Origin of the sequence: Agromyces soli (assembly GCF_022811605.1) — a bacterium.
Classification (GTDB): domain Bacteria; phylum Actinomycetota; class Actinomycetes; order Actinomycetales; family Microbacteriaceae; genus Agromyces; species Agromyces soli.
The window spans coordinates 2,974,931-2,995,353 of sequence record NZ_CP094533.1; the positions used below are offsets into that span (position 1 = coordinate 2,974,931).

Sequence of the window (20,423 nt, forward strand, 5' to 3'; positions counted from 1 at the left end):
CGGGTGACGACCTCCTCTCCGTCGGAGCGGTACGCCCTCTCGCGGCAGCAACGCAGGCAGCCGCGGGTCGCGGAGTTCCAGGCGACCATCCGATTCGACCTCGACCCCTTCCAGCGCGCCGCGTGCAGCGCCCTCGACGAGGGGCGCAGCGTGCTCGTCGCCGCGCCGACCGGCGCCGGCAAGACGATCGTCGCGGAGTTCGCGGTCTTCCTCGCCATGCAGGAGCCCGGCGCGAAGGTGTTCTACACGACGCCGATCAAGGCGTTGTCCAACCAGAAGTACCAGGAGTTCGTCGACGCCTGGGGCGCCGATCAGGTCGGACTGCTCACGGGCGACACGAACGTCAACTCGAGTGCGCGCATCGTCGTCATGACGACCGAGGTGCTGCGCAACATGCTCTACGCCGACTCGCCGCTCCTCGACCGGCTCGCGTACGTCGTCATGGACGAGGTGCACTACCTCGCCGACCGCTTCCGCGGCGCGGTCTGGGAGGAGGTCATCATCCACCTGCCCGAGGCCGTGCGCCTCGTCTCGCTGAGCGCGACCGTGTCGAACGCGGAGGAGTTCGGCGACTGGCTGCAGGCCGTCCGGGGCGACACCGACGTGATCGTCTCCGAGGAGCGGCCGGTGCCGCTCGAACAGCACGTGCTCGTGCGGCAGAAGCTGCTCGACCTCTTCGACTCCTCCGGCCAGGCGGCGACGCACCGGGTGAACCCCGAGCTCAAGCAGCTCGCCAGGGCGAGCAGCCGGTCCCTCGGCGGCCGCTCGCAGCGCGGGCGGCGGGGCAGCGACCGGGGCGGGTACCACCGGGGTCAGCAGGGCGGCGGCCGGGTGGATCGCCCGGAACTCGTCGCGATGCTGCAGCAGAAGCACCTGCTGCCCGCGATCGTCTTCATCTTCTCCCGCGCCGGCTGCGACCAGGCGGTCCGCCAGCTGCTGCGCAGCGGGCTCCGGCTCACCGAGGCGCACGAGCGCGACGAGATCCGCAAGATCGTCGAGGCGCGGGTGCGCACCTTCCGCGACGAGGACCTCGCGGTGCTCGGCTACTGGGAGTGGCTCGAGGGGCTGCAGCGCGGCGTCGCGGCGCACCACGCGGGCATGCTGCCGGCGTTCAAGGAGATCGTCGAGGAGCTCTTCCAGCAGAAGCTGCTGAAGGTCGTGTTCGCGACCGAGACGCTCGCCCTGGGCGTGAACATGCCGGCGCGCTCGGTGGTGCTCGAGAAGCTGGAGAAGTTCAACGGCGAGGCGCGCGTGCCGATCACGCCGGGGGAGTACACCCAGCTCACGGGACGGGCGGGCCGCCGCGGCATCGACGTCGAGGGGCACTCGGTGATCCAGTGGGTCGAGGGGCTCGACCCGGAGGCCGTGGCCGCGCTCGCCTCGCGCCGCAGCTACCCGATGAACTCGAGCTTCAAGCCGACGTACAACATGGCCGTGAACCTGATCGACCAGTTCGGCCGGGAACGCACCCGGCAGATCCTCGAGCTCTCCTTCGCGCAGTTCCAGGCCGACCGCGCCGTCGTCGACCTCGCCCGCACGCTCCGCAAGCAGGAGGAGTCGCTCGCCGGCTTCGAGCAGGCGATGCGCTGCCATCTCGGCGACTTCGGCGAGTACGCGGGGATCCGGCGGAACATCGCCGAGCTCGAGCGAAAGCAGGCGAAGGGCAACCCCACGAACGCGCAGCGCGAACGGATGCAGCGGGAGATCGCGGGCCTGCGCAAGGCGCTCCGGGCCCACCCCTGCCACGGCTGCGCCGAACGGGAGGCGCACGCCCGCTGGGCCGAGCGGTGGTGGCGGCTGCGCAAGGAGCACGACCAGCTGCAGTCGCAGATCCGCACCCGAACCGGCCAGGTCGCGAAGCGCTTCGACCGGGTGACCGAGGTGCTCGAACGGCTCGGCTACCTCGAACGGGACCGTCACGGGGCCCTCGTCTCCACACCCGACGGCCGCATCCTGAAGCGCATCTACGGGGAACGCGACCTGCTGGTGGCCGAGTCGCTGCGGCGCGGGCTCTGGACGGAACTCGACGCGCCAGGACTCGCCGCCATGGCGGCTGCGCTCGTCTACGAGCCCCGCCGCGACGATCGCGGGGTCGAGTACCGGCTCCCGCGCGGCGGGTTCCGGGAAGCGTTCGACCGCACGACCGACGTCTGGTCGGAACTCGACGACCTCGAACGGGATCACCGTCTCAGCGGCCCGGAGCAGCCGTCTCCGGCCCTCGCGCAGGCGATGCACGCCTGGGCCCGCGGGGTGCCGCTCGGCGTCGTCCTGGAGGACATCGAGCTCGCCGCGGGCGACTTCGTGCGCCTGACGAAGCAGGTCATCGACCTCCTCGATCAGATCTCGATCGTCGCGGACTCCGAACTCGCCATCCGAGCCCGCGACGCGATCGACGGCGTCCGCCGCGGCGTCGTGATCGACACGGTCGTCGCGTGAGCGCGGCCGCGGCCGCGAGCGCGGCCGACGCCCAGCCTCCTGCGCCTAGGATTTCCCCCGTGCCAGAACGCCCTCGCCCCCTGCTGCCCTGGTGGGCGGCGCTCCCCGCCGCCGTCGGGGCCGCGTTCGTCTACGACCTCGGCTTCCCCGGTGCGAGCATCTGGCCGCTCGCCTTCGCCGGCATCGCGCTCGCCCTCCTGACCCTCATCGGGCGCAGCATCGGCGGAGCCCTGCTGATGGGCTACGTCTTCGGGGCCACCTTCTACCTCGTCGACGTCTCCTGGACCGGCCGGTACCTGGGGCCGATCCCGTGGCTCGCGCTCTCGCTGTTCGAGGCGGCCTTCGTCGCCGTCGGCGCGCTCGCGATCGCACTGGCCTACCGGTGGATGCCGCGTGCCCTCCCCGGTCGCTTCGGCCGGCTCCTTGCCCTGCCCGCGCTCGTCGCGGGCCTCTGGGTGCTCCGCGAGAACGTCGTGGGCTCGGTGCCGTACGGCGGCTTCCCGTGGGCGAGAGCGGCCCTCAGCCAGTCCGAGAGCCCATTCGCGCAGCTCGTCTCCTGGGGCGGCTCATCCGGCCTCGGCTTCGTGATGGTGTTCCTCGTGGCCGCGATCATCGAATGGGTCCGCACCCGCGCCTGGAACGACTGGCGCGGGGCGCTGCCCGTCGCCGCCACGCTCGTGGTCGCGCTCCTGCTGCCCGCCTGGCCGACCACGCCGAACGGCGAGCTCCGCGTCGCGAGCGCGCAGGGCAACGGGCCGGCCGGCTACTTCGACGAACGGGAGCCCGGGGAGATCTTCCGCAGTCAGCTCGAGGCGAGCGAGCCGCTCTTCGACGCAGATGATGTCGACGTGCTGCTCTGGCCGGAGGGCTCGGTCGACCTCGATCCGCTCGGGAACCCGAGCGCCGCGGCCGCACTCGACCGGATCGCGGAACAGGTCGACGCCCCGTTCATCATGAACGCGGTCAGCTACCGCGACGAGAAGTACTACAACACCTCGATGCTCTGGCGCGCCGGCGAGGGGGCCACCGCCTTCTACGACAAACGGAACCCGGTGCCCTTCGGCGAGTACATCCCCGACCGCGACTTCTACATGTTCTTCGCCCCGGACCTGATCTCGCTCGTGCAGCGCGGCTACTCCGCGGGCACGAATCCGCCGGTGTTCGATCTCGACGGCACCCTCGCGGGCCTCGCCATCTGCTTCGACGTCATCTACGACGGCCTGATCTGGGAGGGTGCCCGCGACGGCGCCGAGGTCTATCTGCTGCAGACGAACAACGCCGACTTCCGCGGCACCGACGAGAACCTGCAGCAGCTCGCGATCGCGCGGCTGCGGGCGATCGAGACGGGTCGCTCCGTGGTGAATCTCTCGACGGTCGGGACGAGCCAGGTGATGGATCCCACGGGCCGCACGATCGACGGGCTCAAGGCGGATGTGCCCGGCGCGATGCTGACCGACGTCGAGCTCCGCACCGGCCTCACGCCGGCGGTCTTCCTCGGGCCGTGGGTGCCGGGGGCGATCGGGGTGCTCTCGTTCGCCGGGCTCATCGCCGCGGGCTTCGCCGCCCGTCGGCGGCGCGGCTGAACGGCTTCGGAGAAATGACGAACGCCCCGCTCGTGCGGGGCGTTCGTCGTAGTCGAAGCGGTCTGACTCCGATGGTCTTCAGGCGCCGATCTTCTGCTGGCCGCGACGGGCCCGCAGGTAGTTGAGGCGCTCAGCGAGGAGCTCTTCGAGCTCGGGGATCGTGCGGCGCTCGAGCAGCATGTCCCAGTGGGTGCGCGCGGCCTTTTCGCCGGAGCGGTCGACCTCGACGGGCTTGGAGTCGACGAGCAGCGTCGCCTCGGCGCCGCAGAAGCGGCACTCCCACACTTCGGGGAGCTCGGCCTCGGTGGAGAAGACCATCACGGTCTCGCGTTCGCACGTCGCGCAGCGGTAGGTGTACTCGGCGCGGTCGGCGAACACCACACCGTCTTCACTCTGCAGGCTCTGCGAACCGATTCGCATGCCTCGAAGGCTCCGGTCGGCCATGGTGGGCTCCTCTCGATCGCTTACAGTTCTAAACGATCAAGCTGGGCGTTCCCTTGCCAGCGGCCGTGGAATTGTCGGGGAATTCTCAGTGTTCGGCGAGGAGCTCCAGCGCGACGTCCGCGCGATCGGTGACGAGGCCGTCCACGCCGAGGGCGAGCAGTCGACGCATATCGAGCGGATCGTTCACCGTCCACACGTGCATCTCGACGTCGACCTCGTGCAGCGCGCGGAGGAAGCGCGGCGTCACGAGCCGGAGGCCGTTCGCCCGCTCGGGGATCTGCAGCGCCCGCGCGCCCCGGAGCGCGCGCCGGAGGAGGGCCCGGTTGCCGCTCAGCGCCGCCGAGCGGGCCGCCAGCACCCCGCTGCCACCGGCCGAAGTCGCGACGCCGGGGATCGCGGCGGCGAGGCGGAGCCGACGGCGCTCCGAGAAGCTCGTCAGCAGCACCCGATCGGCCGCCCGGGTGCGTCGCACCGCCTCGATCGTCGGCGCGACCGCCGCCTCGGTCTTCACATCGATGTTGAACCGGGTCTCGCCGAAGCCGTCGAGCGCCTCGGCCAGGCTTGCGAATCCCTGGCCCTCGCCGAGCTCGACGCGGCGGAGTTCGGGCATGGTGAGCTGCTCGACCCGGACCGGCCGGGCGGCCACTCGCTCCAGGGTCGGGTCGTGCGCGATCACCGCGACGCCGTCGTGCGAGACATGCACGTCGGTCTCGACGTGGGTGACGCCGATCGCGACGGCCTTCGCGAAGGCGAGCAGGGTGTTCTCGGGAGCCTCGAGGGCGAGCCCCCGGTGCGCCAGCACGCGCGGGGGCCCGCCCTCGAAGTACGCCGTCGTGACGTCGTCGCTCACTGCGGCGGCTGGCCCTCCGCACGAGCGCCGGCGGCGCCACCGGGGGTGAACGCCTTGCCGATGCCCTTCAGCGCCTCCGTGAGCTCGCTCGGCACGATCCAGAGCTTGTTGGCCTGACCCTGCGCGAGCTGCGGGAGCGTCTGCAGGTACTGGTAGGCGAGCAGCTTCGGGTCGGCGTCGCCCTCGTGGATGGCGCGGAAGACGGTCTGGATCGCCTCGGCCTCGCCCTGCGCGCGAAGCACGGCGGCCTTGGCGTCGCCCTCCGCACGGAGGATCTCGGCCTGCCGGAGGCCTTCGGCCTCGAGGATGGCGGACTGCTTCGTGCCCTCGGCGGTGAGGATCGCGGCGCGGCGGTCGCGCTCGGCGCGCATCTGCTTCTCCATCGAGTCCTGGATGGACACGGGCGGGTCGATCGCCTTCAGCTCGACGCGCGAGACGCGGATGCCCCACTTGCCGGTGGCCTCGTCGAGGACGATGCGGAGCTGGCCGTTGATGTTGTCGCGGCTGGTGAGCGCCTCCTCGAGGTTCAGCCCGCCGACGACGTTGCGGAGCGTCGTGGTCGTGAGCTGCTCGACGGCGCCCAGGTAGTTCGCGATCTCGTAGGTCGCGGCCCGCGCGTCGGTGACCTGGAAGTAGACCACCGTGTCGATGGAGACCACGAGGTTGTCCTCGGTGATCACGGGCTGCGGCGGGAACGACACGACCTGCTCGCGCATGTCGACGAGCGGACGCAGCCGGTCGATGAACGGGACGAGCACGTTCAGACCCGGGGTGAGCGTCTTGTGGTACCGGCCGAGTCGTTCGACGACGCCGGAGTAGGCCTGCGGGATGATCCGGATCGACCGGGCGATGACGACGATCACGAAGATCGCGACCGCCGCCACGACGATCGTGACGATGATGGTGGGGACGTCGATCACGACGCGGCGCTCCTCTCTACCGGCACGACGACCGCCGTCGCGCCGTCGATGCCGGTGACGAGAACCTTCTCGCCGACCGCGACATCGCGCTGTTCGGTGATGGGGGAGAGCCTGGCCGTCCAGGTCTCCCCGTTCTGCAGACGGACCTGGCCGCCGGCCTGCGTGAGCGTGCTGACGACGGCGCCGTCGGCGCCGATCAGGGCGTCGATGTTGCTCCTCGCCGGATCGCCACCGCGACGCAGCCGCCGCAGAAGGGGCGGACGGAGCGTGAAGATGAGCACGACGGCGACGATGGCCGCGATGAGGAACTGCGCCCACCACGGGATGCCGAAGGCGCCCGAGACGAGACCGGCGACGCTGCCGAGGGCGAGCATCAGGAACGTCATCTCGAGGGTGAAGACCTCGATCGTCGCGAACGCGAGGATCAGCACGATCCACGCGATCCAGGCGTACTCGGTCAGTACATCCACTTTCCTTCTCCTTCGAACGCCCCACTCGAAACTAGCAGCCCGGCCTCGGCATACGGGGATTGATATCCTCGGGTTCGGCGTCCGTTCGGCCGCCCGAACCGACCCCCGAGGAGTCCGCCAGTGACCAGCCCGCTCGCCCCCGCAACGCTCGACGGCAAGGTCGCGCTCGTGACCGGTTCGTCCCGGGGCATCGGCGCCGACACGGTGCGGTATCTCGCCGCCGCCGGCGCCGCGGTCGTCGTGAACTACCGCAGCAAGGCCCCGCGCGCCGACAAGGTCGTGGCCGAGATCACCGAGGCGGGCGGCCGCGCCATCGCGGTCGGCGCCGACCTCACCGACGCGGCCTCCGTCACCGCGATGTTCGAGCGCACCGTCGCCGAGCTCGGCCGGGTCGATCTCCTCGTGCTGAACGCCTCCGGCGGCATGGAGTCCGGCATGGGCGAGGACTACGCCATGCGACTGAACCGCGACGCTCAGCTCAACGTCGTCGAGCAGGCGCTGCCGTTCCTCGCCGATGGCGCGCGCATCGTCTTCGTGACGAGCCACCAGGCCCACTTCATCCGCACCACCCCGACGATGCCGGAGTACGAGCCGGTGGCGCTCTCGAAGCGCGCGGGTGAGGACGCGCTCCGCGCCAAGCTCCCGGAGTTCGACGCGGCGGGCATCGAGTTCGTCGTCGTCTCGGGCGACATGATCGAGGGCACCATCACCGCCACCCTGCTCGAGCGCGCGAACCCCGGCGCCATCGCCGCCCGCCGCGAGGACGCGGGCCGGCTCTACAACGTGTCCGAGTTCGCGGCCGAGGTCGCCCAGGCCGCCGTGGATCCGATCCCCGCCGAGCACACGCGGCTCGTCGGCGACGTCTCGGGCTTCGCGCCCGAGGCCTGACGGGCGAGCACGCCGAAGACGAAACGGCCGGCCGGCGGAAGCGGGGCTTCCGACGGCCGGCCGTCGTCGTTCGCGATCCGCGTCAGGCGGTGACGCCCTTGCCGAAGGTGAAGGCGCGCACGATCTGCACGATGCCCAGCACGATGAGCGCGATGCCCGCGAAGATGAACAGCACGACCGCGCCCCAGAGCGGCGAGAAGAGCAGCACGACACCGGCCACGACGCTCAGGATGCCGAAGAAGATCGCCCATCCCTTCGACGCCGCGTCGCCCGACTGGACGAGCGCCACGATGCCCTCGACGATCCACAGGATGCCGACGAACAGGCCGAGGAACAGGCCGAGGATGACCGCCGATTCACTGGGGTTCGCGAGCACGATCACGCCGCCGATGACGAACAGGACGCCGAGAATGATGTCGAGCGCCCTCGCCCCGCCCGAGATCCCCTTCGAGAAGATGCCGAGGCCGAGGTACGCGAGGCCCGCGATGATGAAGTAGATCCCGAAGAGGATCGTGATGACCACGGCGGAGTTCTTCGGCCAGAAGGTGATCAGCAGACCGAAGATGAGCGCGACGGCACCGGAGATGCCCAGGGTGGCGCGCACCGTGTTGATGGCGGACTTCGTCAGGTCCCTCGCATCGAGCGAGAACGCAGCGAAGACGCCGTCCGACTGGGGCGTTGACATGAGCGGTTCCTTTCTCACGACTTGGAGATACGGGGCCAGGCTAGGCCGCCGCGCAAGCTGAGTGTCGGATGTGAACCCGCGCGTCGCGATGCGACCTCGCGCGACGGAAGCTACTCGATCCGGCACCGCACCGGATGTCGGGCGCGTGCGCTAGCGTCGCTTCAGGTCCGAGGGCGGCGCGTCGCCCGCACCGAACGAGACGCACGCGGGGGAGAGATGGCCGAGCACGCCGACGCCGAGCGCGAACGACAGCGCCTCGCCGACCTCGCCCGCCTGCGCCGCGTCCGCGACCGCATCGATCGCGAGTACGCGCGACCCCTCAACGTCGACGAGCTCGCCCGCGGTGCGAACATGTCCGCCGGCCATCTCAGTCGCGAGTTCAAGGCCGCCTACGGCGAATCCGTCTACAGCTACCTCATGACCCGCCGCATCGAGCGGGCGATGGCGCTGCTCCGACGCGGCGATCTCAGCGTCACCGAGGTCTGCTTCGAGGTGGGCTGCTCGTCGCTCGGCACGTTCAGCACCCGCTTCACCGAGCTCGTCGGGGTGCCGCCGAGCGAGTTCCGCGGGCAGACCGCCGGCCCCCTCGAGGGCGTACCGTCGGTGCTCGCCAAGCGCGCCACGAGACCGATCAGGAATCGAGAAGCGCGCCCGAAACCGCAGCGACTAGCGTGACGCGCATGGACATCTCGATTCAGTACACCTTCCTTCCGCACACGGATGCCGAGGCATCCCTCGCCTTCTACCGCGACGTGCTGGGGTTCGAGCTGCGCAACGACGTCGGCTACGACGGCCTGCGCTGGCTGACGCTCGGCGCACCGCAGCAGACGAACTCGGTGGTGCTGTATCCGCCGAACGCTGACCCCGGCATCACCGCCGACGAGCAGCGCACCATCGCCGAGATGATGGCGAAGGGCACCTTCGCGAGCATCGTGCTCGCCGCGGACGACGTCGACGCCGCGTTCGACCGGGTGCAGTCGAGCGGCGCCGAGGTGGCGCAGGAGCCCATCGACCAGCCCTACGGCGTGCGCGACTGCGCGTTCCGCGACCCCGCCGGCAACATGGTGCGCATCCAGCAGCCGAGCTGAACGTCATCCGTCCGACCCCGACCGCACCGCCGACCCCAGCTAGAGCCGAACCGCCGAATGATGGAGCAGCCATGACCGACGCCGCGACGACCGACGCGACCGAGCACCCCGCCGATCAGCACGAGCGCATCCTCGTGCGCGGCGCCCGCGAGAACAACCTGAAGGACGTGAACGTCGAGCTCCCGAAGCGCCGGCTCACCGTCTTCACCGGCGTCTCCGGCTCCGGCAAGAGCTCGCTCGTCTTCGACACGATCGCGGCCGAGTCCCGGCGCATGATCGACGAGACCTACAGCGCCTTCGTGCAGGGCTTCATGCCCTCGGTGCCACGGCCCGACGTCGACGTGCTCGAAGGGCTTACGACGGCGATCATTGTTGACCAGGAGCGACTCGGTGCGAACCCGCGCTCCACCGTCGGCACGGTCACCGACGCGAACGCGATGCTGCGCATCCTGTTCAGCAAGCTCGGCCGGCCGTACATCGGCGGCCCGACGGCGTTCTCCTTCAACATCCCGACGCAGAAGGCGAGCGGAGTGATGACCGGGCCCGGCGGCGAGAAGAAGATCGTGAAGGACGCGATCTACCTCGGCGGCATGTGCCCGCGGTGCGAGGGCCGCGGGCAGGTCTCCGATCTCGACCTGACGCAGATCGTCGACGAGTCGAAGTCGCTGAACGAGGGCGCGATCATGGTGCCCGGCTACACGGCCGACGGCTGGATGGTGAAGGGCTTCTCGGAGTCGGGCTTCTATCCCGCCGACAAGCCGGTGGGGCAGTTCACCGAGAAGCAGCGGCACCTCTTCCTCTACGGCGAGGTGACGAAGGTCAAGATCAGCGGCATCAACATGACGTACGAGGGGCTCATCCCGAAGCTCACGAAGTCGATGCTCTCGAAGGATCTCGACGCCCTGCAGCCGCACATCCGGGCCTTCGTCGAGCGGGTCGCCTCCTTCGCGACGTGCCCCGAGTGCGATGGCACCCGCCTCACCGAGGGCGCCAGGTCCTCGAAGATCGACGGCATCAGCATCGCCGACGCGTGCCGCATGCAGGTGACCGACCTCGCCGACTGGGTGCGCGGGCTCGAGCTGCCCGAGGCGGGGCCGCTGCTCGGCGCGCTCAGCGCCAACCTCGACGCCTTCGTCACCCTGGGCCTCGGCTACCTGAGCCTCGAGCGGCCGTCGGGCACGCTGTCCGGCGGCGAGGCGCAGCGCATCAAGATGCTCCGGCATCTCGGCTCCTCGCTCACGGACATCACCTACGTGTTCGACGAGCCGACCATCGGCCTGCACCCGCACGACATCCAGCGCATGAACGGCCTGCTCGAGCAGTTGCGCGACAAGGGCAACACGGTGCTCGTCGTCGAGCACAAGCCCGAGACGATCGCCATCGCCGACCATGTCGTCGATCTCGGGCCGGGCGCCGGCAGCAACGGCGGCGAGATCTGCTTCGAGGGCGACGTCGAGGGGCTCAAGCGGAGCGGCACGCTCACCGGCCGACACCTCGACGACCGGGCGTCGATCAAGCCGGAGGTGCGCAGGTCAACCGGCGCGATCGAGGTGCGCGGAGCCAACGAGCACAACCTCCGCGACGTCGACGTCGACCTGCCGCTCGGCGTGCTCACGGTGGTGACCGGCGTGGCCGGTTCGGGCAAGAGCTCGCTCATCCACAACTCCGTGGTGAAGCGCCCTGGCGTCGTCTCGATCGACCAGGGCGCGATCAAGGGATCGCGACGCAGCAACCCGGCCACGTACACGGGGCTCCTCGAGCCGATCCGCAAGGCCTTCGCGAAGGCCAACGGCGTGAAGCCGGCGCTGTTCAGCGCGAACTCCGAGGGCGCCTGCCCGACGTGCAAGGGATCGGGCGTCATCATCACCGAGCTCGGCTTCATGGACACCATCGAGACGCCCTGCGAGGACTGCGGCGGCAAGCGCTTTCAGGCCGCCGTGCTCGAGTACAAGCTGGGCGGACTCGACATCACCGAGGTGCTCGACCTCCCGGTCGCACAGGCGCGCGACTTCTTCGCCGAGGGTGAGGCGAAGATCCCCGCTGCGGTGGCCATCCTCGGGCGGCTCGCCGACGTCGGACTCGGCTACCTGACGCTCGGGCAGCCGCTCTCGACGCTCTCCGGCGGTGAGCGCCAACGCGTCAAGCTCGCGATCGCCATGGGGGAGACGGGCGAGGTCTACGTGCTCGACGAGCCCACGACCGGCCTGCACCTCGCCGATGTCGAGAACCTGCTCGGTCTGCTCGATCGACTGGTCGACTCCGGCAAGTCGGTCATCGTGATCGAGCACCACCAGGCGGTGATGGCGCATGCAGACTGGATCATCGACCTCGGCCCCGGCGCCGGGCACGACGGCGGGCTCGTCGTCTTCGAGGGCACGCCGGCCGAACTGGTCGCGTCGAGGTCCACGCTGACCGGCAAGCACCTGGCCGAGTACGTCGGGGCGTGACCGCACGCCTCGATAGGCTCACGGAATGAGCGAAGCGGCGAACGCCTCCCGATCTGCGACGAGCGGGGTCGGCGAGGTACTCGCCGGCGGCAACATGGGCGAGGTGCTCCGCATCGGCGACACGGTCCGGCGCCCCGCGGGGGAGTGGACCCCGGCCGTGCAGCGACTTCTGGCGCTGCTGCGCGAGTCCGGGGTCGTCGGCATCCCCGAACCGCTCGGCCTGGACGAGCGCGGCCGCGAGATGCTCTCCTTCGTCGAGGGCGAGAATCTCGCGGCAGCCGATCCGGAGCTGCTCTGGTCGGAGCGGGTGCTGGTCGACGCAGGTAGGCTACTCAAGCGCATCCACGACGCGAGCGTGCCGCTCACCGGGGCTGATCTCGTCTGGCGCACCGCCGCGCGGGAGCCCGTCGAGGTCGTCTGCCACAACGATTTCGCCACGTACAACCTCATCGTGCGCGACGACGAGCTCGTCGGAGCGATCGATTTCGATCTCGCTTCGCCGGGGCCTCGGATCTGGGATCTCGCGTACCTCGCCTACCGCATCGTCCCCTACGCCGCCGACGCGCCGGACACCGATGGTCTCGATCGAGCCGCCCGCCTCCGCAGCCTGCTCGACGCCTACGGGACGGATGCCTCGCCCCGGCAGGTGCTCGCCGTCGCCGCCGAGCGGCTCGACGAGCTCGAGGCGTTCACGCGCGACCGCGCCGCCGAGACCGGACGGGCGGATCTCCTCGAGCATGCCGCGATGTAGCGCGCAGATGCCGCGGCCATCCGGTCCGGGCTCGGGGAGCGGGACTGAGCTGTGCCCGCCGGCCTCAGAGCCTGCGCGTCATCTGCGTGCGGCGGCCGTAGGCGTTGAGCCCGAGCGCCGCTTCGATGGCGAGCAGGCTGAGCTCGAAGTCCGTGGTCGGTTCGGTTTCGCGGAATCCGTGCCGGAGGTAGAACGGGCCATTCCAGGGCACGTCCGCGTAGGTGCGCAGCGTCAGGGCGGAGTATCCACGCGCCTTGGCCTCGTCCGCCGCCGCGTCGATGAGACTCCCGCCGACACCACGGCGTCCCTCGGTCGGGCGCACGGAGAGCTGTTCGAGATGCGCCTGCCCGGCGATCTCGAGCACCTGGGCGAAGCCGAGCACGTGCGCTGAGGCATCCGACTCCGATGCGGCGGCGACGAGGGTGAACCCGGGCGCCCCAGCGCGCGCAGCTGCGGACGTCGGCGGCGGCCAGTCCCGGGCCTCGAAGCGGTCCACGAACAGCTGATCGGCGTCGCGCTCGATCTGCTCGGTCGCGGCGAAATCTGAGCCGCCCGCGGCGCGAATGGTGAAGCTCATCCTCCGACGCTATCGCGGCCGCCGAGCGAATCGGAGAATGTGCTTCCATTCTCTGCACGCAGGGCGTATGCTCCTGCACACAGGAACGGGGGAGCGGCATGGAACTCATCTTCTGGCTCGGCGGATTCGTGGTTCTTCTCGCCGCCGGCACCGCCATGGTCACGGTCAGGTCGCGTCGCAGCCGCACCCGCGCCGGCGACGCAGACGCGACCATCGCGGGGGAGCGGTCGCACAGCGACGCACTCGCGGCCGCTCATACCGCCGGTCAGGCACTCGGCCCGCATTGAGCGAGCCCGGATCCCTGCTCGTCTCGGCGAGCTACGTCTTCGCGAGCCTCGAGCGCGCGCGAGAAGCGGGCTACGACGCCCGGGTGCACCATCTCGTGGACCTGGAGCGAGTGCCGGGCGAGGATTGGCGAGAACGCCAGCGCCGACTGGACGAGGTGCTCGGGGATGCCGCCCGAGCGGCGGTCGGCCTTCAGCTACCGGCGGGCGGCGACGGGATCGAGCTCGTGCTGCGCATCAGCTTCATCTCCGAGGGCAGCGAGCAGCTCGGATACGCACTCACCAGCGAGTTCCTGCGAGAGTGGTCCGCACTCGGCGGAGCCATCCACATCGACAACTGAGTGCACATGCGCGGCGTCAGTCGTCGCTGGCGACGAGGAGATACAGGGCTCCCGAGCGTCGATCGATCGTGACGAACTCGTGAAACCCGAGATTTCCGGTAACGCAGCCGTACTCGTGCAGGAAGTCGTCCGACGGGTTCCTGAGCCGGTAGACCCGCCCCGAACGCAAGATCTCGTACACCGGTTCGAGACGCTCGTGCACCTCCGGCGGCTGGCGATACTCCGGATCGCGCCAGTCCTGGTCGTCGACCCAGGTTCGAATCACCGACCGGGCAAGCTCTGCACTCGTCTCGGAGAATCGCCCCTGGTGAATCGCCCCGAGGTACCAACGACCGTGAATGACCGGTGGATCGACCATTTCCTCACCGTCGAAGGGAGACGCGTAGTCGTGCCCGTATCCCGGGCTCGAGATCAGCAGTTCGAGCAACTCGCGGTCCGACTTCGAGGCGTCGAGCTCGAACCGAATCGACTGCACCCACATGAAGGTCAAACGATCCAGATGCACGACGTCCCAGCCGGTGATGCGCAGCGCTGCCATTCGACGAATGTACCCGCGCTGGCCCAGCATCGACCCACACTCCGCTGCGCCGATAATGCACATTATGTCCGATTAGAGGGCCGACCGTCTCGGCGTTGCAGCAACCTGCTCCCCACTTCCCCGGGCTGGCAACTCGCAGGCACGAGAATCCGTCAACCATCTCGTCCATGCAGCGTGGAAGGCGAGAGCCGAGGAACGTCACGCTCAGCGACACCGATCCAGGGCACGACGCCTCGAGTGTGCGCGAGTCACTGCGGCCGTGGAGCATCTTGACGCTGGAGTGGAAGCGCTTGTCAGGCCGCCGTTCGCCACCGGCGCAGCGGCGGGAGCAGATGCATCGTGGCGAATGCGAGCACCACCAGCGACGGTAGGAAGACTCGCGTGTCGGGTCCGTAGCCGTCTGTCGCGGGCCACTCGGCTGTCTCGGCGTAGTGGACCGGACCCGCGTCGCCCACGACGAAGGAGAGCAGGAGTCCAACCGCAGCGAGCCCGAACAGCGCGAGTGCCCAGAGCGCGTGTCGAAACCACCACCGGCGCGCCGACTCAGCGATCCGGAGCGGGAGGCCAACGAGGAAGGCTCCGATCGTGAGCTGAGCGGAGAGGTACGCGAACCCGATGACCTGCAAGCCCTCCGTGTAGGCGCCGCCGATGACGGTCCACGCGGCGATCACCACGTAGGTGATCAGACCAGTGAGAAACACCTGGACCGGGAGCAGAGCCCATGCCAACGAGGTGAACTTCGAGGCTCGCGGCTCACTGGCCGCCCGAGGCGAATCTCCTGGATCTGTCCTTGGACGGGGTGCCTTGCGAAGGTCCATCTTCATGGCGGTCTCGACGAGCTTGAACTCGGTCTCGGACCAGTCGGCTCCATCCCACCAACGCAGCATGTCGTTCGCGATCGGATCGACGTACCAGCCTGGAGCAGCGGATTCGTGGGGCGGAGGCAGCGGATGCACAGGCACATCATCGCACCCGCTCTGTCCAATGGATCATGCCGGCGCCAGCCCCCTCCCCCTCATCCCCAAGCGCACGGAGTGCCATCAACGGCGACGGTCGCTCGGATCCGCCGGTACGCGATGCTCGGTGAGGGCGGAGAACGTGACTTCGTACTCACCGTCGGGCCAGAGCAGGACCCGGTGCACGAATCGACCATCCGGTTGGACGTCGATCTCGTCGTAGTGGATCTCGACTCCCGGCCCCGTCAGGGACAGCTCCTCACCATCACGACCCGCTTCCAGCCGCACTTCGGCGTCCACGAACGTGAGCTCGATGAACGAGTAGCCCACCTGGAGATCCCCGATGAGCGCCCGCATCGCGAGGCTGCCGTCCGTTCCGTGCTCGAACGAGTGGATCTGCGCATCGTGGAGGTTGATCCCGTCCAGCAGAAGCTCGGCCCCGCCGCTCAGTCTCGGACGAACTTCGGCGCAGTGCCGGCGATAGGCACGCAGGTGCGCCTCCCACTCCTCGTCGTCGAGTCCACCGGTGGCCCAAGCTCGCGTCAGCCAGTTCATCGTCACGCGTGAACGGTACACGTTGTCCGGGCGGACTCGCGCCAGAACTCCCACGGATCCGCTGCCTCACGCGAGATGGGCGAAGGCATCCTCCCCCGGCCGCCAGACCATCCAGCCGCCATCGCTCAAGCCCCGAAGCAGCGCGATCTCCACCACGACCTCGTCCGGACTGGGGTCGATCCGCACGATTCCCGTGTCGAGAACGATACGGATCCCCGCGCCGATCGAATCACTCGCCTCGAGCACGGTGCCGGGGGCGAGTCGCCGGACGGCATCGGCGTATCCCAGATCCGGCTCGCGCCAAACCCGACCACGCGCTTCGACGGTCGGCCAGACGAAGCAGCTGAGCACCGGAGACTCCTCCACCCCCGGGGATCCATCGAAGCGGAACTGCATGTAGTCGTTCAGTACGAACTCGATCGAGCCCAAGCGATCGCCGATCAGCTCTGAGAGCGGCTGCGCGGGCACCGGCTTCCGCATCGGCATCCCCTCTCCCCGGTCGTTGCGACCTGGGCTTCGCAAAGGTTCCCATGATCGGTCGCTGCTCACTAGAGTGACAGCATCGAGCGGACAGTTCCGTCCGAATCGCTCATCTGACTGAAGAACCCGAAGGATCCACCGATGACGACGACCCCTGCGGCGACTCCCCCAGGCTGGTACCCCGCACCCGACGGCTCGGGAACCTCCTGGTGGTGGGACGGTGGGCAGTGGGTGCAGCCGCCCCAGGTGCCCGCCGCTGCGAACCCCACCACCCTTGCCCGGCTGGCGCTCGCCACCCAGATCCTCCTCGTCGCGGGCGGCGCGGTGGCCGCGACGACCATCGCCGTCGAGGGATACGGGGTGGGGGTCGCCAGTGACTATCTGAACGGCAATGACACGTCCATCGCCCTGTTCGACCTGTACGACCAAGGCACGCTCGTGGGCAGCATCGCCGCCATCGTGGCGACGATCGCGACCGCGGTGCTGTGGGCGGTCTGGCAGTTCCACGCCGCGAAGCACGTCGCAGGCCAGACTCGGCGCACCCCTGGGTGGCACGCCGGATCGTGGTTCATTCCGATCGTGTGCTGGTGGTTCCCGTACCAGAACATCTCGGACCTCTGGCGCGCGATCGGGCGAGTGCGTCCCACCTGGCAGATCGCCTGGTGGGTGCTATGGCTCGCGGGGAGCGCTGTGTCACAGCTCTCGTCCCGCGTCTACCTCGCCGCCGAGGATCTTGAGCAGCTGCGGATCTCGATGTGGCTGAGTATCGTGGGCGAGCTGCTGACGCTCGCCGCGGTGCCCCTCGCCTGCCTGATCGTGCGCGGCATCACTCAGGGCATCGTGCAGCGCGCCGCGACGCCGGCGCACACGCTCGTCGCGTGAGCGGGCCTCGGGTCAACGTGCACGCACTGCTCGAGGCCTTCGGGCCGGAAGCCGGTGCGCTCCCCGACTGCTACGCGGAGGGGTCGGCGGCGAGCGACTGGCCGCTGCTCGTCGATGCGTTCCGTCAGACCGGCTGGGTGGTGCGGTGGAACTCCGACGGGTCGCCCGTGCTCGCCGAGACGGCGGCGTCGAGGCTCGCGGATGGGGACTCGATCCGCGTGCACCCGACCTCGTCGGTTCAGGTGAACTTCTTCGACTGGGGCGAGGTCGCGTTCGACTTCGACCTTCGCGAGCTCACGGATCAGTCCGCAGCAGACGCCGTCTGCGACGTCATCACTCTCGTCGGTACCGCTCTCGGCCGTGACGTGCGGGCGTTCGGCGAGGGCGACACCAACAACGCCGCGCTCTGCTTCAGCGTGACTGATCAGCGAATCGGCCTCAGACCGTCGACTGCCGGCTGATCGTCCGAGCGCTCACGCTCGCCCAGCGGCTTGCGCATCTGCTGCGTCACCACCGCGTAGCCGCTCGAGGCGTAGAGCCCGAGCGCCACCGTGTTGCTGCCGAACACGTTGAGCTCGAGGGCATCCGCTCCGGCCTCCCTCGTCGCCTGTTCGACGGCCGTGAGCAGGGCTCGACCGAAGCCGGCACCGCGTCGTTCCTCGAGGATCTCGAAGGCATAGAGAAAGGCGACGCCCTGCGTCCCGCGAGGGTGATCCAGACTGACCCATGCCCGACCCACCGGCTCGCCGACCGGGTCGATCCCGAGCAGCAGGAGCATCCGCTCGGTCTCGAGCCCGTCCGGGAGCAGCCCGGCGTTCTCAGCACGGGCGCGCTCGACCGCGCCATCCGCGAGCCAGGCCCCGCTCGCGACCTGTTCGGTCGCGTACTCCTCGGCGATCGCCGACTGCCAGGCCTCGTACTCCTCGGGCGTCATCGCCCGCACAGTCACCGTGCGCATCGCCCCATCGTCACACACCCGGCCCGCGGAACACCCACACTCCCGAGTCTTCGACATGACCGCGGGGATACTCGAAGGCTTCGACCCCGATGAGCTCGAAGCCCACCTTGCGGCAGATGGCGCCCGAGGCCTCGTTCGTCATGCGGGGGTACGCGTAGATCGCGACCGCAGGGTCGTGACGACGCACCTCCGCGATGAGGGCGCGAAGCGCACCGGTCGCGATGCCCCGGCCCTGATAGCCCGATTCCACGGCCCATCCCGCCTCGACTGCCGCCTCGCCGTGGTGCTCGTGCGGCCAGTAGCCGATGGATCCGACGCCTTCAGGGTGTCCGTCGATCACGATGCGGAACATTCGGGCGGTGCCGTCGCGCCATTCGCTCAGGTATCGCTCGTGGCGGCGTTCGACCGCCTCCGGCGTCTCCGGGCCGCCCAGGTGAGCCGTCATCTCCGCCGTGTTGCTGCGCTGCAGCGTGGCGAGATCGGCGTCGGACCAGCGTTGCAGTCGCACCTCAGTCATGGCGCCAGTGAATCACCGACCACCGACACTGCATGGAAGCGAGCGGAGGCCCGAGTAGCCTGTCCAGACGCACGCGCAGAAGGGAGATGGGAATGCGGCCTGACGATGACCCTCCCCCGTCACTCCTCAACGACCTCACGGCGCGTGCCGGCTTCGACTCCAGCGAGGTCTCCCGCACCATCGGCGATGGGGACGCCCTCTGGCATCGCGCCGCAGTGGATCTGCTCCGCTGGCGAGTGAAGACGCGCAGCGGCTTTCGCGTGCCGGGCGGGGCGGTCGCCACCCCAGGGGCACGCCTCGTCATCCGCGCCGGCCTGCTGCGCTGGAGCGTCGACGAGCCGGTCGAGGTCATCGCCGTCGTCGACGAGCCCGACCGGGTGGGCTTCGCCTACGTCACGAGGCCGGGCCATCCGCTCGAGGGCGAGGAGGCGTTCGTGCTCGATCGCACCGCCGACGGCGCGATCACCCTCACCGTCAGATCGCGATCCCGCGCGGCGCCGCAGGGTACGTGGCGGCGCGCCTACCCACTGCTGCGCATCGCCCAGCGCGTCACGAGGTGGCGCTATCTTCGCGCACTCCGCTGAGCGCGCCAGCTCACTCCGCCGCGGCGCGCTGCTCGTACCGTTCCAGGCGGCGCCCCTGCGCGGGCATGCCGAGTTCGTTCAGCGGTCCGGACGCCGCGCGCTCCGGCAGACGCTCGGACGTGGGACACGTCATGACGATGTTGCCGGACAGGTCGTCGAAGGTGTGCTCGAAGATCGCGCGACCGCAGACCGGACACGGCCGGGTCCGTAGCTCGGCGGCGTCGTTCTGCTCGAGGCCGCCGACTGAGGGTGGGGCGCCGAAGATCGGCTCGAGCGCGGAATCGACTCGATCGAAGAACCTGGTGAAAGCGTTGCCGTCGCCTGGGCGGCTCGCTGCGTCGCGTGCCATGGCCGGATGCTACGCCTCGACGCCGGGCGCCGCCACCCCGCCGCGCTGCCTAGGCTGGACCCATGACCTCCGACGCCACGACACCGGCCACCATCATCACCGGCGGCACCCGCGGGATCGGCCGGGCCATCGCCGAGCGCCTCGCGGGCAAGGGGCACGCGCTCCTGCTCAGCTACCGCAGCCGGGAGGACGACGCGCAGGAGCTCGCGGCACGGCTCCGCGCCGGCGGCGCCCGAGTCGAACTTCTCCGGGTCGATCTGGCGGACCTCGACGCGGCCGCCGGAATCGTGCCGGCGGCCATCGAGCGCTTCGGCACCGTCACCGGACTCGTGAACAACGCCGGCATCACCGGAAAGATCGGCGGCTTCCTCGACGTCCCCCTCGAAGAGAGCGAGCTCGTCTTCCGGGTGAACGTCCTCGCGCCGCTCCTCATCACCCAGCAGGCGATCCGGCACATGTCCACCGAGCTGGGCGGACGCGGCGGATCGATCGTGAACATCTCCTCGGGCGCGGCGACGAGCGGCTCGCCGAACCGCTACGTTCCCTACTCGATGAGCAAGGCCGCGCTGAACGTGCTCACCCTCGGCACCGCCAAGGAGTTCGCGCGCGCGGGGGTCCGGGTGAACACCGTCTCGCCGGGCACGACGCGCACCGAGATCCACGCGGACGCCGGCCGGCCGAACGCCCCCGAGGAGCGCGCCGCGTCCATCCCGATGGGACGCGCCGGCGAGCCGCACGAGATCGCGGGCGCGGTCGACTACCTCCTGTCGGACGACGCGAGCTACACGACGGGCACGGACATCCGGATCAGCGGCGGCAACTGACCCCCGGCTGCCGGCT

At 69.6% G+C, this 20,423-nt stretch carries 26 protein-coding genes; 13 read left to right on the forward strand and 13 right to left on the reverse strand.

Going from position 1 to position 20,423, the window contains the following annotated elements:
* The first annotated feature begins 3 nt into the window (after positions 1-3).
* Together MTP13_RS14255 and lnt are read left to right on the forward strand one after the other, a co-directional pair.
* On the forward strand, positions 4-2,436 hold the full coding sequence (locus MTP13_RS14255) for a DEAD/DEAH box helicase (protein WP_243568365.1): 2,433 nt from the start codon (positions 4-6) through the stop codon (positions 2,434-2,436).
* 59 nt (positions 2,437-2,495) lie between these two features.
* On the forward strand, positions 2,496-4,019 hold the full coding sequence (gene lnt, locus MTP13_RS14260) for an apolipoprotein N-acyltransferase (protein WP_243568366.1): 1,524 nt from the start codon (positions 2,496-2,498) through the stop codon (positions 4,017-4,019).
* A 78-nt stretch (positions 4,020-4,097) separates the two neighbouring features.
* Here lnt and MTP13_RS14265 read toward each other — a convergent pair whose 3' ends face one another.
* The 4 genes from MTP13_RS14265 to MTP13_RS14280 form a co-directional block, all read right to left on the reverse strand.
* Entirely contained in the window at positions 4,098-4,463 is a 366-nt protein-coding gene (locus MTP13_RS14265) for an RNA polymerase-binding protein RbpA (protein ID WP_189086779.1), read from the reverse strand.
* A gap of 85 nt (positions 4,464-4,548) precedes the next feature.
* Positions 4,549-5,313 carry a glycerophosphodiester phosphodiesterase family protein gene (locus MTP13_RS14270; protein WP_243568367.1) on the reverse strand — a complete coding sequence of 255 codons (765 nt, stop codon included), beginning with the start codon at positions 5,311-5,313 and terminating at the stop codon, positions 4,549-4,551.
* The gene (locus MTP13_RS14275; protein WP_243568368.1) at positions 5,310-6,233 is read right to left on the reverse strand and encodes an SPFH domain-containing protein; all 924 of its coding nucleotides are present in this window, start codon (positions 6,231-6,233) and stop codon (positions 5,310-5,312) included. Before MTP13_RS14275 ends, MTP13_RS14270 begins: the two co-directional genes overlap by 4 nt.
* Complete coding sequence (locus MTP13_RS14280; protein WP_243568369.1) at positions 6,230-6,703, reverse strand: NfeD family protein; 474 nt, start codon at positions 6,701-6,703, stop codon at positions 6,230-6,232. The genes MTP13_RS14275 and MTP13_RS14280 overlap by 4 nt, the downstream gene beginning before the upstream one ends.
* Positions 6,704-6,823: 120 nt before the next feature.
* Between MTP13_RS14280 and MTP13_RS14285 the strand changes: the two genes are divergently transcribed.
* Positions 6,824-7,591 (forward strand): SDR family oxidoreductase, encoded by a 768-nt coding sequence (locus MTP13_RS14285; RefSeq protein WP_243568370.1) that lies wholly within the window; start codon positions 6,824-6,826, stop codon positions 7,589-7,591.
* Between the two features lie 82 nt (positions 7,592-7,673).
* Here MTP13_RS14285 and MTP13_RS14290 read toward each other — a convergent pair whose 3' ends face one another.
* On the reverse strand, positions 7,674-8,276 hold the full coding sequence (locus MTP13_RS14290) for an HdeD family acid-resistance protein (protein WP_243568371.1): 603 nt from the start codon (positions 8,274-8,276) through the stop codon (positions 7,674-7,676).
* A 216-nt stretch (positions 8,277-8,492) separates the two neighbouring features.
* On the opposite strand from MTP13_RS14290, the gene MTP13_RS14295 reads away from it, so the two are divergent.
* The 4 genes from MTP13_RS14295 (at position 8,493) to MTP13_RS14310 (ending at position 12,562) form a co-directional block, all read left to right on the forward strand.
* A complete protein-coding gene (locus MTP13_RS14295; RefSeq protein ID WP_243568372.1) occupies positions 8,493-8,951 on the forward strand; it encodes a helix-turn-helix transcriptional regulator in 459 nt (152 codons plus the stop codon).
* Positions 8,952-8,956: 5 nt separating this feature from the next.
* Entirely contained in the window at positions 8,957-9,364 is a 408-nt protein-coding gene (locus MTP13_RS14300; RefSeq protein WP_243568373.1) for a VOC family protein, read from the forward strand.
* Between the two features lie 71 nt (positions 9,365-9,435).
* On the forward strand, positions 9,436-11,811 hold the full coding sequence (locus MTP13_RS14305; protein ID WP_243568374.1) for an ATP-binding cassette domain-containing protein: 2,376 nt from the start codon (positions 9,436-9,438) through the stop codon (positions 11,809-11,811).
* 25 nt (positions 11,812-11,836) lie between these two features.
* On the forward strand, positions 11,837-12,562 hold the full coding sequence (locus tag MTP13_RS14310) for a phosphotransferase (RefSeq protein WP_243568375.1): 726 nt from the start codon (positions 11,837-11,839) through the stop codon (positions 12,560-12,562).
* Positions 12,563-12,626: 64 nt separating this feature from the next.
* Here MTP13_RS14310 and MTP13_RS14315 read toward each other — a convergent pair whose 3' ends face one another.
* The gene (locus MTP13_RS14315; protein WP_243568376.1) at positions 12,627-13,139 is read right to left on the reverse strand and encodes a GNAT family N-acetyltransferase; all 513 of its coding nucleotides are present in this window, start codon (positions 13,137-13,139) and stop codon (positions 12,627-12,629) included.
* A 98-nt stretch (positions 13,140-13,237) separates the two neighbouring features.
* Between MTP13_RS14315 and MTP13_RS14320 the strand changes: the two genes are divergently transcribed.
* Positions 13,238-13,426 carry a hypothetical protein gene (locus tag MTP13_RS14320; protein ID WP_243568377.1) on the forward strand — a complete coding sequence of 63 codons (189 nt, stop codon included), beginning with the start codon at positions 13,238-13,240 and terminating at the stop codon, positions 13,424-13,426.
* Positions 13,423-13,764, forward strand: a complete 342-nt coding sequence (locus tag MTP13_RS14325) for a hypothetical protein (protein WP_243568378.1) — start codon at positions 13,423-13,425, stop codon at positions 13,762-13,764. Before MTP13_RS14320 ends, MTP13_RS14325 begins: the two co-directional genes overlap by 4 nt.
* 16 nt (positions 13,765-13,780) lie before the next feature.
* Here the strand turns inward: MTP13_RS14325 and MTP13_RS14330 are convergent, their stop codons facing one another.
* From MTP13_RS14330 to MTP13_RS14345, 4 genes are all read right to left on the reverse strand, one after another.
* On the reverse strand, positions 13,781-14,302 hold the full coding sequence (locus MTP13_RS14330; RefSeq protein ID WP_243568379.1) for a hypothetical protein: 522 nt from the start codon (positions 14,300-14,302) through the stop codon (positions 13,781-13,783).
* A gap of 293 nt (positions 14,303-14,595) precedes the next feature.
* Positions 14,596-15,258, reverse strand: coding sequence for a DUF2510 domain-containing protein (locus MTP13_RS14335; protein WP_243568380.1), 663 nt, complete (start codon positions 15,256-15,258; stop codon positions 14,596-14,598).
* Positions 15,259-15,342: 84 nt separating this feature from the next.
* Positions 15,343-15,819: a hypothetical protein gene (locus MTP13_RS14340; protein WP_243568381.1), complete on the reverse strand. Its 477-nt coding sequence runs from the start codon at positions 15,817-15,819 to the stop codon at positions 15,343-15,345.
* Positions 15,820-15,879: 60 nt separating this feature from the next.
* On the reverse strand, positions 15,880-16,293 hold the full coding sequence (locus MTP13_RS14345; protein WP_243568382.1) for a hypothetical protein: 414 nt from the start codon (positions 16,291-16,293) through the stop codon (positions 15,880-15,882).
* A gap of 141 nt (positions 16,294-16,434) precedes the next feature.
* Here MTP13_RS14345 and MTP13_RS14350 point away from each other — a divergent pair, with 141 nt between their 5' ends.
* Together MTP13_RS14350 and MTP13_RS14355 are read left to right on the forward strand one after the other, a co-directional pair.
* Complete coding sequence (locus tag MTP13_RS14350) at positions 16,435-17,175, forward strand: DUF4328 domain-containing protein (RefSeq protein ID WP_243568383.1); 741 nt, start codon at positions 16,435-16,437, stop codon at positions 17,173-17,175.
* Entirely contained in the window at positions 17,172-17,636 is a 465-nt protein-coding gene (locus tag MTP13_RS14355; RefSeq protein ID WP_243568384.1) for a DUF6461 domain-containing protein, read from the forward strand. The genes MTP13_RS14350 and MTP13_RS14355 overlap by 4 nt, the downstream gene beginning before the upstream one ends.
* Here the strand turns inward: MTP13_RS14355 and MTP13_RS14360 are convergent.
* Positions 17,600-18,133 (reverse strand): GNAT family N-acetyltransferase, encoded by a 534-nt coding sequence (locus MTP13_RS14360; RefSeq protein WP_243568385.1) that lies wholly within the window; start codon positions 18,131-18,133, stop codon positions 17,600-17,602. The two genes, MTP13_RS14355 and MTP13_RS14360, sit on opposite strands and share 37 nt — an antisense overlap.
* Positions 18,134-18,143: 10 nt before the next feature.
* A complete protein-coding gene (locus MTP13_RS14365; RefSeq protein ID WP_243568386.1) occupies positions 18,144-18,650 on the reverse strand; it encodes a GNAT family N-acetyltransferase in 507 nt (168 codons plus the stop codon).
* Positions 18,651-18,742: 92 nt separating this feature from the next.
* Here MTP13_RS14365 and MTP13_RS14370 point away from each other — a divergent pair, with 92 nt between their 5' ends.
* Positions 18,743-19,234, forward strand: a complete 492-nt coding sequence (locus tag MTP13_RS14370) for a DUF1990 family protein (protein ID WP_243568387.1) — start codon at positions 18,743-18,745, stop codon at positions 19,232-19,234.
* 10 nt (positions 19,235-19,244) lie between these two features.
* On the opposite strand, the gene MTP13_RS14375 is transcribed toward MTP13_RS14370, so the two are convergent.
* The gene (locus MTP13_RS14375; RefSeq protein WP_243568388.1) at positions 19,245-19,583 is read right to left on the reverse strand and encodes a hypothetical protein; all 339 of its coding nucleotides are present in this window, start codon (positions 19,581-19,583) and stop codon (positions 19,245-19,247) included.
* Between the two features lie 62 nt (positions 19,584-19,645).
* Between MTP13_RS14375 and MTP13_RS14380 the strand changes: the two genes are divergently transcribed.
* On the forward strand, positions 19,646-20,407 hold the full coding sequence (locus MTP13_RS14380) for an SDR family NAD(P)-dependent oxidoreductase (protein WP_243568389.1): 762 nt from the start codon (positions 19,646-19,648) through the stop codon (positions 20,405-20,407).
* Positions 20,408-20,423 lie beyond the last annotated feature (16 nt).